The organism is Erwinia sp. 9145, from assembly GCF_000745075.1.
Lineage (GTDB): Bacteria > Pseudomonadota > Gammaproteobacteria > Enterobacterales > Enterobacteriaceae > Erwinia > Erwinia oleae.
On record NZ_JQNE01000001.1, the window covers coordinates 40,676 to 55,747 of the forward strand.

The 15,072-nt window shown below is 56.0% G+C and carries 7 protein-coding genes, 1 tRNA gene and 2 rRNA genes; 6 read left to right on the forward strand and 4 right to left on the reverse strand.

Going from position 1 to position 15,072, the window contains the following annotated elements; all coding sequences use genetic code 11:
- Window positions 1-25 precede the first annotated feature (25 nt).
- From FA91_RS00200 to rrf, 3 genes are all read left to right on the forward strand, one after another.
- Window positions 26-101: transfer RNA gene (locus FA91_RS00200), tRNA-Glu, on the forward strand.
- Window positions 102-318: 217 nt separating this feature from the next.
- Window positions 319-3,225 (forward strand): 23S ribosomal RNA (locus FA91_RS00205).
- A gap of 76 nt (window positions 3,226-3,301) precedes the next feature.
- Window positions 3,302-3,417, forward strand: a 5S ribosomal RNA gene (rrf, locus tag FA91_RS00210).
- Window positions 3,418-3,495: 78 nt separating this feature from the next.
- On the opposite strand, the gene FA91_RS00215 is transcribed toward rrf, so the two are convergent.
- From FA91_RS00215 to FA91_RS00225, 3 genes are read right to left on the reverse strand one after another with little or no spacing between them, the layout of a single operon-like run.
- Window positions 3,496-5,187: a M28 family peptidase gene (locus tag FA91_RS00215; protein WP_034911393.1), complete on the reverse strand. Its 1,692-nt coding sequence runs from the start codon at window positions 5,185-5,187 to the stop codon at window positions 3,496-3,498.
- Complete coding sequence (locus FA91_RS00220) at window positions 5,174-5,977, reverse strand: transporter substrate-binding domain-containing protein (RefSeq protein WP_051936902.1); 804 nt, start codon at window positions 5,975-5,977, stop codon at window positions 5,174-5,176. The genes FA91_RS00215 and FA91_RS00220 overlap by 14 nt, the downstream gene beginning before the upstream one ends.
- 3 nt (window positions 5,978-5,980) lie before the next feature.
- Window positions 5,981-7,171 (reverse strand): M20 family metallopeptidase, encoded by a 1,191-nt coding sequence (locus FA91_RS00225; RefSeq protein WP_034911396.1) that lies wholly within the window; start codon window positions 7,169-7,171, stop codon window positions 5,981-5,983.
- Window positions 7,172-7,326: 155 nt separating this feature from the next.
- Between FA91_RS00225 and FA91_RS00230 the strand changes: the two genes are divergently transcribed.
- Complete coding sequence (locus FA91_RS00230) at window positions 7,327-8,175, forward strand: LysR family transcriptional regulator (RefSeq protein ID WP_034911398.1); 849 nt, start codon at window positions 7,327-7,329, stop codon at window positions 8,173-8,175.
- A gap of 110 nt (window positions 8,176-8,285) precedes the next feature.
- Window positions 8,286-9,215 carry a homoserine O-succinyltransferase gene (metA, locus tag FA91_RS00235; protein ID WP_034911400.1) on the forward strand — a complete coding sequence of 310 codons (930 nt, stop codon included), beginning with the start codon at window positions 8,286-8,288 and terminating at the stop codon, window positions 9,213-9,215.
- A 10-nt stretch (window positions 9,216-9,225) separates the two neighbouring features.
- Here metA and edd read toward each other — a convergent pair whose 3' ends face one another.
- Window positions 9,226-11,046 carry a phosphogluconate dehydratase gene (edd, locus tag FA91_RS00240; protein ID WP_034911402.1) on the reverse strand — a complete coding sequence of 607 codons (1,821 nt, stop codon included), beginning with the start codon at window positions 11,044-11,046 and terminating at the stop codon, window positions 9,226-9,228.
- 260 nt (window positions 11,047-11,306) lie between these two features.
- Between edd and metH the strand changes: the two genes are divergently transcribed.
- A complete protein-coding gene (metH, locus tag FA91_RS00245) occupies window positions 11,307-14,996 on the forward strand; it encodes a methionine synthase (protein WP_034911404.1) in 3,690 nt (1,229 codons plus the stop codon).
- The last annotated feature ends 76 nt before the right edge of the window (window positions 14,997-15,072 follow it).

Consider the following 15,072-nt stretch of genomic DNA (forward strand, 5'->3'; position numbering starts at 1 on the left):
AGAAGTAATGAGCAACAGTATCAGAGTCCCCATCGTCTAGAGGCCCAGGACACTGCCCTTTCACGGCTGTAACAGGGGTTCGAATCCCCTTGGGGACGCCATCTCCGATAACGCGTGAAAGACGTTATCACTCAGTATCCCAAAACTGACTTAATCAAGTCGGCTTTGTGATATTTGCTCTTTAACAATCCGGAACAAGCTGAAAATTTGAAAACGACATAGTGGGTCACTCTGCGTATAGAGTGGCGCAAACACTATGGTCGGGTCTCTCAAATGCCTGCAACAGCATGTGTCCTCCGGGACGCTTGTGGGTTGTGAGGTTAAGTGACGAAGCGTACACGGTGGATGCCCTGGCAGTCAGAGGCGATGAAGGGCGTGCTAATCTGCGATAAGCGTCGGTAAGGTGATATGAACCGTTATACCCGACGATACCCGAATGGGGAAACCCGGTGCAATCCGTTGCATCATCGCAACATGAATACATAGTGTTGCGAGGCGAACCGGGGGAACTGAAACATCTAAGTACCCCGAGGAAAAGAAATCAACCGAGATTCCCCCAGTAGCGGCGAGCGAACGGGGAGGAGCCCGGAACCATCATCAGCGGTTGCGTCAGTGGAAGCGTCTGGAAAGTCGCACGATACAGGGTGAAAGTCCCGTACACGAAGATGCAGCCGTTGTGAGTTCGAAGAGTAGGGCGGGACACGTGGTATCCTGTCTGAATATGGGGGGACCATCCTCCAAGGCTAAATACTCCTGACTGACCGATAGTGAACCAGTACCGTGAGGGAAAGGCGAAAAGAACCCCGGCGAGGGGAGTGAAACAGAACCTGAAACCGTGTACGTACAAGCAGTGGGAGCCTCATTTATGGGGTGACTGCGTACCTTTTGTATAATGGGTCAGCGACTTGTATTCTGTAGCAAGGTTAACCGTATAGGGGAGCCGAAGGGAAACCGAGTCTTAACCGGGCGTTAAGTTGCAGGGTACAGACCCGAAACCCGGTGATCTAGCCATGGGCAGGTTGAAGGTTGGGTAACACTAACTGGAGGACCGAACCGACTGATGTTGAAAAATCAGCGGATGACCTGTGGCTGGGGGTGAAAGGCCAATCAAACCGGGAGATAGCTGGTTCTCCCCGAAAGCTATTTAGGTAGCGCCTCGTGAACTCATCTCCGGGGGTAGAGCACTGTTTCGGCTAGGGGGCCATCCCGGCTTACCAACCCGATGCAAACTGCGAATACCGGAGAATGTTATCACGGGAGACACACGGCGGGTGCTAACGTCCGTCGTGAAGAGGGAAACAACCCAGACCGCCAGCTAAGGTCCCAAAGTCATGGTTAAGTGGGAAACGATGTGGGAAGGCCCAGACAGCCAGGATGTTGGCTTAGAAGCAGCCATCATTTAAAGAAAGCGTAATAGCTCACTGGTCGAGTCGGCCTGCGCGGAAGATGTAACGGGGCTAAACCATGCACCGAAGCTGCGGCAGCGACGTGAATGCGTTGTTGGGTAGGGGAGCGTTCTGTAAGCCGTCGAAGGTGGACTGTGAGGTCTGCTGGAGGTATCAGAAGTGCGAATGCTGACATAAGTAACGATAAAGCGGGTGAAAAGCCCGCTCGCCGGAAGACCAAGGGTTCCTGTCCAACGTTAATCGGGGCAGGGTGAGTCGACCCCTAAGGCGAGGCCGAAAGGCGTAGTCGATGGGAAACAGGTTAATATTCCTGTACTCGGTGTTACTGCGAAGGGGGGACGGAGAAGGCTATGTTGGCCGGGCGACGGTAGTCCCGGTTTAAGCGTGTAGGTGTGTGTTCCAGGCAAATCCGGTTCACTTTACACTGAGGCGTGATGACGAGGCACCACGGTGCTGAAGCAACAAATGCCCTGCTTCCAGGAAAAGCCTCTAAGCATCAGGTAACACAGAATCGTACCCCAAACCGACACAGGTGGTCAGGTAGAGAATACCAAGGCGCTTGAGAGAACCCGGGTGAAGGAACTAGGCAAAATGGTGCCGTAACTTCGGGAGAAGGCACGCTGGTGCGTAGGTGAAGTCACTTGCTGACGGAGCTGAAGCCAGTCGAAGATACCAGCTGGCTGCAACTGTTTATTAAAAACACAGCACTGTGCAAACACGAAAGTGGACGTATACGGTGTGACGCCTGCCCGGTGCCGGAAGGTTAATTGATGAGGTTATCCGTAAGGAGAAGCTTTTGATCGAAGCCCCGGTAAACGGCGGCCGTAACTATAACGGTCCTAAGGTAGCGAAATTCCTTGTCGGGTAAGTTCCGACCTGCACGAATGGCGTAATGATGGCCAGGCTGTCTCCACCCGGGACTCAGTGAAATTGAACTCGCTGTGAAGATGCAGTGTACCCGCGGCAAGACGGAAAGACCCCGTGAACCTTTACTACAGCTTGACACTGAACACTGAGCCTTGATGTGCAGGATAGGTGGGAGGCTTTGAAGCGTGGACGCCAGTCTGCGCGGAGCCATCCTTGAAATACCACCCTTTAATGTTTGGTGTTCTAACCTTGCGCCGTGATCCGGCGCGGGGACAGTGTCTGGTGGGTAGTTTGACTGGGGCGGTCTCCTCCCAAAGCGTAACGGAGGAGCACGAAGATTGGCTAATCACGGTCGGACATCGTGAGGTTAGTGCAAAGGCATAAGCCAGTTTGACTGCGAGAGTGACGGCTCGAGCAGGTGCGAAAGCAGGTCTTAGTGATCCGGTGGTTCTGAATGGAAGGGCCATCGCTCAACGGATAAAAGGTACTCCGGGGATAACAGGCTGATACCGCCCAAGAGTTCATATCGACGGCGGTGTTTGGCACCTCGATGTCGGCTCATCACATCCTGGGGCTGTAGCAGGTCCCAAGGGTACGGCTGTTCGCCGTTTAAAGTGGTACGCGAGCTGGGTTTAGAACGTCGTGAGACAGTTCGGTCCCTATCTGCCGTGGGCGCTGGAGAATTGAGAGGGTTTGCTCCCAGTACGAGAGGACCGGAGTGAACGCACCACTGGTGTACGGGTTGTCATGCCAATGGCACTGCCCGGTAGCTAAGTGCGGAACGGATAAGCGCTGAAAGCATCTAAGCGCGAAACCAGCCTCGAGATGAGTTCTCCCTGAGTCCTTGCGACTCCTGAAGGGACGTTGAAGACGACGACGTTGATAGGCCGGATGTGTAAGCGCAGCGATGCGTTGAGCTGACCGGTACTAATGACCCGAGAGGCTTAACCTTACAACGCCAGAAGCGTTCTGGTGGTATTGAGAGACGAAGACGAATTTTCAGCGGATGTTCCGGATAACAGAATTTGCCTGGCGGCTTTAGCGCGGTGGTCCCACCTGACCCCATGCCGAACTCAGAAGTGAAACGCCGTAGCGCCGATGGTAGTGTGGGGTCTCCCCATGCGAGAGTAGGGAACTGCCAGGCATCATACAGACGGAAAAGCCTCATGCGAAAGCATGGGGCTTTTTTCGTTTATGCATCGCCAGGACATATTACACCGGTTCAACTTTTCAGCGTCTCAAGCAGCGCACTACTTTGCGATAACAGCGAAAGCGTCCGGTCACGTTGGCGGGTAAACTGCGTCGTCATCATCAGAAAAGCGCGCGCGGAAGAGTTCTGCTGCAACTGACCACGTAAAACCTGCAAGCCGGGCCATGCGCCGCCGCGATAACTACGATCGTAATGAAAATCATCAGTAGAGATATAGCGAACGCGGTGCCAGAGCGCTATCGCCTGACCAATCACTTGCCGGCCCACTTCACTGTTTTCCCAGGTTATTTCCTGCAACTGGCACCGCAGCGCGAGCAGCGCTTCTTTGATTGTGCTTAGCGCAAACTGAGGATCCAATTCATTCTGTAACCCATCCAGTTCAGAGAGAAGCTGCGTCAGATAGCTGTCGGGGGCATACGGCAGCGCATCCTTACCCAGCATATGGCTCAGCCAGGCAATATGGATCTGCGTATCGCGCCAGAGCAGATCGTTGTCCACTTTGTCACGCGTATCGGCTTCAGTATGCCACCACCATCCCCCACCGCTGCCGGGAGAGTGACTGCTTTTTACTTCAGGCTCTTCGCGAAAAGCGATATGCAGCGGGATGCCGCAGCCCCAAAAGGATTGATCGCCGCCTTTACCCGGCGGCGTAATGCGTTTTGCCGGAAAACGCGTCACATCATATACCGCCTGGTGAAGAAAGCCGTGTGCCTCCGCGCCGCTGGCGTTGATGACGACCCGGGTTGCGTCGCGGCAGCCTGGCGAGTCGACGTTAATGTGCGCCACGCACTTTTGCTGCAAAAGCTGACGATAACGGTCGGCATACCATGTGGAGCCGCCGTAGCGCGCATTGGAGTGACCAGGCCACCATGCGATACGTAATCCGCGTTTGAGCGACGCGCGCTGGCTGAAAAAATGCGCCGCAACGGCCAGACAGAGCGCATTGCCGGTTGCATTATCCGTCAGCCCTTCATGCCAGGAATCGTAGTGTGAAGAGAGCAACACAAACTCATCGCGCTCGCCTGGGATCTCGACCACCGGCAGACTACACTGCGCGACATGCTCATGAAGTTCCGTGGTCATACGTGCCGTCGCGTCGCCCGCCTGCTGCGTTAACATTTCCAGCAGTTCTTGTCCCTGAGCCTGATTCACAGAAATGACCGGGATGGTCGGATAGAGTTGCTCGTCGTCAGGCACCGGTGTTCCCCATACCGGTCCGACCGTTTCTTCGTGCAGTGCCTCCTCAGCCGAGCCCCAGATGTGTATCAAGCCCAGCGCACCGGCACGATTCAGCCGCTGCACATAGTCTTCGAAACCCTGATCGGCAATAACGATTTTCCCCTTCACCGATGCCTCCCAACGGGCGCGATCCCTGTCGGCGATCTGCTCAAGCGAACGCTTATCGTAAAAAAGCGCGCCCGACACGCCATCCGGACAATGAGCGGAAAACGAGCGTGTTTTCACCTTGCCTGTCCAGTGAGGAAAGTCCATCAGTTCAAGCGATGCAGCCAGCGGATCGCTGAGAAAAAGCGTACACCGCTCCCGCACCGGCGTCATACCCAGCGCGGAGAGCCGCTGTAACAGTTGGTCAGCGGCTTGCTCGGCATCCTGACAGCCTGAGAAGCGATGCAATGGTTCAAAATCGTCAAGCAGCGCATTCATCAGCGGACGCAAAACATGCGCATCCGGCTCATTCAGCGGCATTATGCGTCTCCGCAGGCTCAACTTTCATCTTTATATTGCCAAAGTAATGTTGCTTGATCTTTTCCCAGGTGCCGTCGGCCATGATTTTCGCCAGGCCTTTATTCAGCATTTCCTGCGTCTTTTTGTCTTCCTTGCGGACGCCCCAGGCGGAACCGATACTGAATAACACGTCGTCGCGAACTTCAGGGCCGGTCAGCGCAAAGTCTTTGCCCTCCGGCTTTTGCAGGAAGCCAAACGTCACGGCCACAGAGGGGCTGAGTGCGGCATCAAGCCGTCCCGCCACTAAATCCTGATAGATAGCGTCCTGATCGGGATAGGGTCTTACTTCGACGCCCTTTGGTGCCCAGAATTTTTTTGCATACATCTCCTGAATCGTTCCCTGTTGGACAGCAACATTCTTACCCTTCAGGGACTCAGGCGTGGGCTGAAGCGGCGTGCTTTTGCGCGCGACGAGGTGAGTCGGAATATGGTAAATAAAGTCGCTGAAGCCAATCGATTTTCTGCGCTTTTCCGTGGCACCAAGTGGTGAAATGAAATCGACTTTTTTTGCCAGCAGCGAGGGGATTTCCGCATCAAAACTGCTGACCACATACTCGCATTTAACATCAATCGCTTTGCAGACGGCGTTAGTAATATCAATTTCAAAACCGGTCGGTGTGCCGTTAACATCACGGGACTGGAACGGCGGATAAGAGAGATCGGCACCGACGCGTAGCGTCTCGCCTGCGGCCAGCGCAGAGGTGCAACCGAGCGCCAGCGTAACCAGCAGGGTAAGGGGGAATCTGTTCATCGATTATCTCCGGTCTGACTGCCATTGAGTGAATTCATGTTTTACCGCTGCAAGCGTCGCCGCATCGGTGCATAACTCCCACGCCGTCAGTGCCAGCGCATTAGCGGCAATGAGCATGGTATCCAGCGCCGTGTCGGAGCCTGCCGCTGCGGCAAATTCAGGCGTATGCGGCGTTACGTCGCCGATGCGTAAATAGGGATGGATAACGGCGGTAAGCTGGCTGACGTTGCCGATATCGGACGAGCCAACGCCACCGCTGACCGGTGGCGCTTCATGCTCTACGCCAAGCAGAGCCAGATTCCGCGTAAAGCTGGCGGCAAGCGCCAGATTGTTATTACGTTCGGCGTAAATCAGCCCCTGGTCGATCTCAAGACGTGCTCCGGTCATTTCAGCAGCACCTCGCGCGGCGGCATACACTTTTTGCCGCACGCCTTCCAGGCCGCCTACGGTGGCGGCGCGCAGAATAAACTTTGCCTCGGCGAAAGCAGGAATAATATTCGCCGCGCTACCGCCGTGAGTGATGATGCCGTGCACGCGAACATCGTCGGTAAAAAGCTGACGCAGCGCATTGATGCCGTTGAAGGTATGAATAACCGCGTCCAGCGCGCTGATGCCCTGCTGCGGCGCCGAAGCCGCATGCGCCGCTTTACCATAAAACCTGAAGGTGGAGTCGTGGCAGGCCAGCGCGCCGCGTATCACCATATTTTTCTCGCGCGGATGGAACATCATCGCGGCATCCACGCCGTCAAAGATGCCCTGTTCGACCATAATGATTTTACCGCCGCCTTCTTCTTCGGCAGGGGTGCCGATAACCTCAATACAGCCATTAAAAGGCAGATCTGCCGCCCTGAGCGCCAGCGCGGCGGCGACGGAAGCCGTGCCGATCAGGTTATGGCCGCAGGCATGGCCGAGTTCAGGTAGCGCGTCATATTCCGCCAGCAACGCGATAGTGGGGCCGCCGACCCCATTTTGCCAGCGGGCGCGAAAGGCGGTTTCAAGCCCGGCGATGCCGGTTTCAACCGTAAAGCCCGCCTCGCGCAGCGGCGCAGCGAGGGCGGCAGCAGAGCGATGCTCTTCAAAGCTGAGTTCAGGACACTGATGGATCGTTAGCGCCAGCGCGCGCATCTGACCGGCGATAGCCTCAGTGGCATAAATAATTTTATTCTTCTGCTCGCTGATGGTGCGTTCATCCATAAAGGGGCTCCGGTTTGGTGCAATTAACTGCCATAAAAGCAGCGTGTTATACAGATATAGGCTTTTTGAGCGCTGATTCCCAATTGAGCTTTTTTATCGCTTGCTTTGCATTGCCAAAAAATATTTTATGGAAGGGGCAGCAGAGGCGGAGCACGATGAACGAAAAAGACTGGTTAATCATTCGGGCCGTGTGGCAATACAGAAATATTACCCGTGCGGCTGAGCAGCTTTTCACCTCGCAACCAGCGCTCAGCTATCGGCTAAAGCAAATTGAGCGCAAGCTGAGCATTCGGCTGTTTGAACAGGGCGGACGTGGGCTGACGTTTACAGCGCAGGGACGCTATCTGGCGCAGCATGCAGAGATCGTACTTGAGCAGCACCGACAGCTGAAGACCACCTTGCAGAGCCTGACATCGCCCCAGCAGGGCGAGTTGCGGATTGGTGCGACCAGCAACTATGCGGCTTACCGCCTGCCGGATCGGCTGACCGACCTGAACCGTCGCCACCCTGGCATTGACGTTAATCTGATCAGCGGGCTGAGTGAAGAGATGTTTTCCAGCCTGCAACGCCATGAGGTGCATCTGGCGATCGTGAAAGACGACTACGGCTGGAAAGAGGGTAAAAAACTGATTGATGAGGATGATTACTACGTGATCAGCCGCCAGCCTGTTGAGCTGGCGCGTCTGCCGCAGTTGCCGCAAATCAATCTCAACCACGGCGGCCATATTACCGAACTGATTGAGCGCTGGTGGAATGCCAACTACGCCACGGCGCCACGCGTGGCAATGCGCGTGGATAAACTGGAGGTCTGCCTGGCGATGGTGGAAAAAGGATTAGGCTACGCCATCGTGTCCAGCTATCAGCCGCTGCCTGCTTCGCTGGCGCGCACGCCGATTGTTTTCAATGGCGCGGCGGTGAAAAGCCGCACCTGGCTGCTCTATCGTCACACCGGCGTGGACGCCGCCGTCACGCTTCCTTTCGTCGATCTGTTTGATGCTGTCTGAGATGAAATATTTTCAACAGCCGGATGAGTTCTCGACAACGCGCGGACATCACGTTATCTTTGGCTGTCTGGATGTCTAAACGTATAAATGGTTAGTTGAGGAAGCAGATAATGCCAATCAGGGTGCCCGATGAATTACCCGCAGTAAATTTTTTGCGTAACGAAAATGTCTTTGTGATGACCTCGACGCGTGCCCGCACGCAGGAAATTCGTCCGCTAAAAGTGCTGGTACTGAATCTGATGCCAAAAAAAATTGAAACCGAAAATCAGTTTTTACGGCTGCTTTCCAACTCGCCCTTACAGATAGATATCCAGCTTCTGCGTATCGACAGCCGTGAGTCGCGCAATACGCCGATGGAGCACCTGAACAACTTCTACTGTAATTTTGATGACATACAGCATGATAACTTCGATGGACTGATTGTCACCGGCGCGCCGCTGGGGTTAGTGGATTTTAACGACGTGGCCTACTGGCCGCAGATCCAGCGCGTTCTGCACTGGGCAAAGGAACATGTTACGTCAACGCTTTTTGTCTGTTGGGCGGTACAGGCGGCGCTGAACATTCTTTATGGTATTCCCAAGCAAACGCGGGAAACCAAGCTCTCAGGCGTTTATGAACATAAAATCCTGCATCCTCATGCGCTGCTGACGCGGGGCTTTGATGATACGTTTCTTGCGCCGCATTCACGCTACGCCGATTTTCCCTCTCATCTGTTACGTGATTATACGGATCTGGAAATTTTTGCGGAATCCGAAGACACCGGTGCTTACCTGTTTGCCAGCAAAGACAAGCGGCTGGCGTTTGTCACCGGCCATCCTGAATATGACGCGCTGACGCTGTCCGGTGAATACCATCGTGACTATGAAGCCGGTCTGAATCCTGAGGTGCCCTGTAACTATTTTCCACAGGACAACCCGGAGCTGCCGCCGCGCGCAAGCTGGCGCAGCCACGGCAATCTGCTCTTTTCAAACTGGCTGAACTATTACGTTTATCAGATCACGCCGTTTGACCTGCGCCATATGAATCCAACGCTTGAATAAAAGCGTCTCCTCAAAAGGGAATAGAGCAGGCGCCCTGTTCGGCACCGGACAGCTGGCTGCGAAGCGCGGCAAACAGCTCGCGGCCACAGCCGATATGTTCTGCGCGTAAATCCGGCCGATACGCCTCACGCGCCGCCAGCGTCAGCGGATCGATCAGCACGCTCAGTTCGCCGCTGCGTCCATCAACCCGTATCGGATCGCCATTACGAATTTTCGCCAGCATGCCGCCGGCGCAGGCTTCTGGCGTCACATGAATGGCCGAAGGAACCTTGCCAGAGGCGCCGGAAAGGCGGCCATCGGTCACCAGAGCCACATTGAAACCACGATCCATCAACACGCCCAGCGGCGGCATCAGCTTGTGCAGCTCCGGCATGCCGTTGGCCTGCGGACCCTGAAAACGCACTACGATCACGCAATCCTTATCCAGCTCTCCCGCGTCAAAGGCAGGCTGCACATCGTGCTGGCTGTCGAACACCACGGCGGGCGCTTCGATAATCTGATTATCAACAGGGACAGCAGAGGTTTTCATTACCGCGCGGCCCAGATTGCCGGACATCACTTTTGTGCCGCCATGAGGTGCAAACGGTCGGGCGACGCAGGCAATAACGCCATCGTCCAGCGATGCGTCGGCACCTTCGCGCCACGCCAGCTCGCCGTTATTCAGCCAGGGTTCCCGGGTGTAACGATGCAGGCCGAAACCGGCTACGGTGTTCACGTCTTCATGCAGCAGGCCATGACTGAGCAGCTCTCGCACCACCAGCGGCACGCCGCCCGCCGCCTGAAACTGATTGATATCCGCCGGGCCGTTTGGATAGATGCGACACAGCAACGGCACCGCTTCGGAAAGATCGGAGAAGTCGTCCCAGTTGATGATGATGCCCGCCGCGCGCGCCATCGCCACCAGATGCATGGTCAGGTTAGTTGAACCGCCGGTCGCCAGCAGCGCCACAATGCCGTTGACCACCACTTTCTCATCCACTAACCGGCCGAGCGGCATCGCGTTCCCGGCGGTTTCGGTCAGGCGGGTGATCTGCCGTGCCGCCGCATCGGTAAGTGCCTCGCGCAGAGGAGAGTCAGGATGAACGAACGAGGCGCCCGGCAGATGCAAACCCATCACCTCCATCACCATCTGGTTGCTGTTGGCAGTACCATAAAACGTGCAGGTGCCGATGCTGTGATAAGAGGCGGATTCAGCCTCCAGCAGCGCCTGACGATCAACTTTGCCTTCCGTGTAGAGCTGACGGACGCGCACCTTCTCTTTATTCGGCAGGCCGCTGCTCATGGGGCCCGCCGGCACAAACAGCGCAGGCAGATGGCCAAACGACAGCGCCGACATCATCAGGCCGGGAACAATTTTATCGCAGATCCCCAAATAGAGCGCCCCGTCGAACATATTGTGAGAAAGGCCCACGGCCGCGGACATGGCGATAATATCGCGGCTCATCAGCGACAGATCCATTCCGTCCTGCCCCTGCGTCACGCCATCACACATTGCAGGCACGCCGCCGGCCACCTGACCCACCGCGCCCACCTGCTTAAGCGCGCGCTTCAGCTTTTCGGGATAATTTTCATAAGGTTGATGTGCCGAGAGCATATCGTTGTAGGCGGTAATAATGGCGATATCACTGCGCACCATATTTTTCAGCGTCGCTTTGTCATCGGGCTGGCAGGCGGCAAAGCCGTGAGCCAGATTTCCGCAGGCGAGCCGGGCGCGATGTACCGTTCGCGCCCGGGCGGCCTCAATACGCGCGAGGTAATCGTGGCGCGTGGCGGTGGAGCGGTCAATAATGCGCCGGGTAACGGCATCTAAGGTGGCGTTAAGAGTGCTCATGCGGAGGCTTCCTGTAGCTGATGCCGCACTGCCCGGGCGATCGCCTGCGCTGACGGCTGAGAGAGTTTTTTGTTACCGGTAACATTGTTATGCTAATTTCGTTCGTCCGCAATTAAAACCGGCGGACATTGCGCCCATCTGTGATCTTCCTCAACGTTTTACCGCGAATCGGCACGGTAAAAACGGCGCGTCTGTCATCGCTTTGAGCAGGGCAAAAGTTGTGCCAGTATGGATGTCGGGCGTTTTGGCCACAGGATGACGTGAAAGAGGCAAGTGTGAAATTATCAGCAATTCGACAGCAGCTCGGGCAGCGTATTATGGTGCTGGATGGCGGTATGGGCACCATGATCCAGAGCTATCGCCTGGAAGAAAAGGATTTTCGCGGTGAACGCTTTGCCGACTGGCAAAGTGATTTAAAAGGGAACAACGATTTGCTGGTGTTGACCCGGCCGGATGTGATTAGCGAGATCCACAACGCCTATCTGGCCGCCGGGGCAGACATTCTTGAAACCAACACCTTCAACGCCACGGCTATCGCGATGGCCGATTACCATATGGAATCGCTTTCGGCGGAGATCAACCTGTCGGCGGCGAAGCTGGCCCGCGCCTGCGCCGATGAATGGACCGCGCGCACGCCGGACAGGCCGCGCTACGTGGCCGGCGTGCTTGGCCCCACCAATCGCACCTGCTCAATCTCGGCAGACGTGAACGATCCCGCTTTCCGCAACGTTACTTTTAATCAGCTGGTTGAGGCCTACCGCGAATCCACCCGCGCGCTGGTTGAAGGCGGTGCGGATATCATCATGATCGAAACCGTTTTCGACACGCTCAACGCCAAAGCGGCGATCTTTGCCGTGCAGAGCGAATTCGACGCGCTCGGCATTGAGCTGCCGCTGATGATCTCCGGCACCATTACCGATGCTTCCGGCCGCACGCTTTCCGGGCAGACTACCGAAGCCTTCTACAACTCGCTGCGCCACGCCCGGCCGCTCTCCTTTGGTCTGAACTGCGCGCTTGGCCCGGACGAGCTTCGCCAGTACGTGGCGGAACTGTCGCGCATTGCTGAAGGTTACGTCACCGCGCATCCAAACGCCGGGCTGCCAAATGCCTTTGGTGAGTACGATCTGGACGCGCGGGTGATGGCGGAGCAGATTGGCGAGTGGGCGCAGGCGGGGTTTCTCAATATTGTAGGCGGCTGCTGCGGCACCACGCCAGAGCATATTGCGGCCATGGCGAAAGCAGTGGAAGGCGTTGCGCCGCGTCCGCTGCCTGACATCCCGATCGCCTGCCGCCTGTCCGGCCTGGAGCCGCTGACGATAAGTGCGGAGTCGCTGTTCGTCAACGTTGGCGAGCGGACTAACGTCACCGGTTCGGCAAAATTTAAGCGCCTGATTAAAGAGGAGAAATATAACGAAGCGCTTGAGGTTGCACTGCAACAGGTGGAAAGCGGCGCACAGATTATTGATATCAATATGGACGAAGGAATGCTCGACGCTGAAGCGGCGATGGTGCGATTCCTGAATTTGATTGCGGGCGAGCCGGATATCGCACGCGTGCCGATCATGATCGACTCCTCAAAGTGGGAAGTCATCGAGAAGGGTTTACAGTGCATTCAGGGCAAAGGGATCGTTAACTCCATTTCGATGAAAGAGGGCGTGGACACCTTTATTGATCACGCGCGGTTGGTGCGACGCTATGGCGCGGCGATGGTGGTGATGGCCTTTGACGAAGTGGGGCAGGCCGACACGCGCGAGCGTAAAATCGAAATCTGTCGTCGTGCTTATCAGATTCTGACTGAAGAAGTGGGTTTCCCGCCTGAAGATATTATTTTTGATCCCAACATTTTTGCTGTCGCCACCGGTATCGACGAACACAACAACTATGCGATGGATTTTATCGGTGCCTGCGAAGACATCAAGCGCGAACTGCCTTATGCGATGATCTCCGGCGGTGTGTCAAACGTCTCTTTTTCGTTTCGCGGCAACGACGCGGTACGCGAAGCGATCCACGCGGTGTTCCTTTACTACGCCATTCGCAACGGCATGGATATGGGGATCGTCAACGCCGGACAACTGGCTATTTACGACGATCTGGATGCGGATCTGAAACAGGCGGTTGAGGATGTGATCCTTAACCGCAGGCCCGATGGCACCGATCGTCTGCTGGCGCTGGCGGAAAAATATCGCGGCAACAAAGGCGACGACAGCGCGAAGCCGCAGGCGGAATGGCGCAGCTGGCAGGTGGAAAAACGGCTGGAATATTCGCTGGTGAAAGGCATCACCGAATTCATCGAAGAGGACACGGAAGCCGCGCGACAGAACGCAAGCCGACCCATCGAAGTGATTGAAGGGCCGCTGATGGCAGGTATGAACGTGGTCGGCGACCTGTTTGGCGAAGGAAAAATGTTTCTGCCGCAGGTGGTTAAATCCGCCCGCGTGATGAAGCAGGCGGTGGCGTACCTGGAACCTTACATTCAGGCCAGCAAGGAGAAAGGCAGCACCAACGGCAGGATTGTGCTGGCGACCGTCAAGGGCGACGTGCACGACATTGGCAAAAACATCGTCGGCGTGGTGTTGCAGTGTAATAACTACGAAATCATCGACTTAGGCGTAATGGTGCCGGGCGATAAAATTCTTAAAACCGCGCGGGAGCACAACGCCGATATCATCGGGCTTTCCGGCCTGATCACGCCATCGCTTGATGAAATGGTCAGCGTGGCGAAAGAGATGGAGCGCCAGGGCTTTACGCTGCCTCTGCTGATCGGCGGCGCCACCACCTCCAAAGCGCACACGGCGGTGAAAATCGAGCAGAACTACAGCGGCCCGACGGTTTACGTGCAGAACGCCTCACGCACCGTTGGCGTGGTTTCGGCGCTGCTCTCAGCCACGCAATATGACGACTTTGTCGCACGCACCCGCAAAGAGTACGAAACCGTCCGTATTCAGCATGCGCGTAAAAAGCCGCGAACGCCGCCGGTCACGCTTCAGGCCGCGCGGGACAATGACCTGGCGTTTGACTGGGAAACCTACACGCCGCCTGCGCCTCACCGAACGGGCGTGAGCGAAGTGAGCGCTAACATCGAAACCCTGCGTCACTATATCGACTGGACGCCGTTCTTTATGACATGGTCGCTGGCAGGGAAGTATCCACGCATTCTGGAAGATGAAATTGTTGGCGAAGAAGCGAAGCGCCTGTTTGCCGATGCCAACGCAATGTTAGACGAGTTGAGCGCAAAGCAGTCACTCACACCACGCGGCGTCGTGGGTATCTTTCCGGCAAATCGCGTGGAGGATGATATTGAAATCTACACCGACGCGTCCCGTCAGCATGTTTTAGAAGTGAGTCATCACTTACGTCAGCAAACTGAAAAAACGGGGTTTGCTAACTATTGCCTGGCCGATTTCATCGCACCGAAGTCCAGCCGCAAAGCTGATTATCTGGGCGCCTTCGCCGTCACCGGTGGTCTTGAGGAGGATGCGCTGGCCGACGCCTTTGACGCGCAGCATGATGATTACAATAAAATCATGGTAAAAGCGCTGGCCGATCGTCTTGCTGAAGCGTTTGCAGAATATCTCCATGAGCGGGTGCGCAAGGTCATCTGGGGTTATGCGGCGACGGAAAATCTCAGCAACGAGGCGCTGATCCGTGAAAACTATCAGGGAATTCGCCCGGCGCCCGGTTATCCGGCCTGCCCGGAGCATACAGAAAAAGCGACCATCTGGGCGCTGCTGGACGTGGAAAAGCATACCGGCATGAAGCTGACCGAATCCTTCGCGATGTGGCCAGGCGCCTCCGTTTCTGGCTGGTATTTCAGTCATCCGGACAGTAAGTATTTCGCTGTTGCGCAGCTTCAGCGCGATCAGATAGAAGATTACGCCGCGCGCAAAGGCATGACGGTCAGTGACGTGGAGCGCTGGCTGGCGCCCAACCTCGGTTACGATGCGGATTAGTTAACGACAGGACGCGTGCTGTTGACGCGTCCTGCGATCCCTGTTGCTGATAAACGTTGACGATGCTTCGTAATAT

Excerpts from the sequence above, each read along its gene's own strand:
- FA91_RS00225 (WP_034911396.1), bottom strand. The coding sequence starts at position 7,171 with ATGGATGAACGCACCATCAGCGAGCAGAAGAATAAAATTATTTATGCC.
- edd (WP_034911402.1), bottom strand. The coding sequence starts at position 11,046 with ATGAGCACTCTTAACGCCACCTTAGATGCCGTTACCCGGCGCATTATT.
- FA91_RS00220 (WP_051936902.1), bottom strand. The coding sequence starts at position 5,977 with ATGAACAGATTCCCCCTTACCCTGCTGGTTACGCTGGCGCTCGGTTGC.
- FA91_RS00215 (WP_034911393.1), bottom strand. The coding sequence starts at position 5,187 with ATGCCGCTGAATGAGCCGGATGCGCATGTTTTGCGTCCGCTGATGAAT.
- FA91_RS00230 (WP_034911398.1), top strand. The coding sequence starts at position 7,327 with ATGAACGAAAAAGACTGGTTAATCATTCGGGCCGTGTGGCAATACAGA.
- metA (WP_034911400.1), top strand. The coding sequence starts at position 8,286 with ATGCCAATCAGGGTGCCCGATGAATTACCCGCAGTAAATTTTTTGCGT.